Source organism: Streptococcus mitis, assembly GCF_003942965.1.
Taxonomy (GTDB): Bacteria; Bacillota; Bacilli; order Lactobacillales; family Streptococcaceae; genus Streptococcus; species Streptococcus mitis_BH.
This window is the reverse complement of record NZ_RJOG01000084.1, coordinates 1-793: the sequence shown is the minus strand read 5'-3', so window position 1 is coordinate 793 and position 793 is coordinate 1. Positions and strand designations below refer to the sequence as shown.

Sequence of the window (793 nt, the reverse complement as noted above, 5' to 3'; positions counted from 1 at the left end):
GTTTAGATAGTATACAAAATCAGACCTTTACAGATTTTGAGTGTATTATGGTGAACGATGGATCAACAGATTCTTCTCAAAAAATTGCTGAACAATACTTAGTGGATAATCGTTTTTACTTATTAAATCAACCAAATTCTGGACAAAGTGTAGCGAGAAATAAGGGATTACTATTAGCTAAAGGAGAGTTTATTTGTTTTGTTGATAGTGATGATATTATTCATCCTCGATTATTAGAACTTTTAGTAGCTTATATCCAAGAGGATTTAGATATAGTAGAAGCCGATTTTACAGATAATCTAGATGTTTTTATAGAAGAAAAGTGTTTTAATGTTCAAATTTCTTTCGAAGGATATGGAGAGGAAGTTTTAAAAGCTTGTATTGATACTTGGGCTATTACGCATCAGCCTGTAGCAAAACTCATTCGAAAATCATTGATTGAAAATGTGTTGTTTCCTGAAAATTTAATTTACGAAGATTTATATACTGGTATAGCTTTATTGAAGAAAGTCCGTAAAGCTGTAAAATTAGATTTCTACGGATATTATTATCGACCAAATCCAATGGGTACGATGAAGGGCAGCACGGTAGAAAAGCAATTGGATATATTCCCAATATGTGAATTATTAGAGAGATATTATTCGGATAAAGAAGAATATATGTATTACATTCATACAGTAATTTTTCATCATATTGCACAAAGGTATATGACAATAAAAAAACAGACCAATAAATATGATAAACAGTTTAATCATTGGTTGAATAAGTATTCAAAAGATGCTTATCCTAATGA

The 793-nt window shown here is 29.8% G+C and carries 1 protein-coding gene; it reads left to right on the top strand.

Annotated features, from left to right (window positions below; all coding sequences use genetic code 11):
• Window positions 1–47: 47 nt before the first annotated feature.
• The coding region (locus tag D8837_RS09420; protein WP_260468897.1) for a glycosyltransferase family 2 protein at window positions 48–793 on the top strand (746 nt) is incomplete at its 3' end.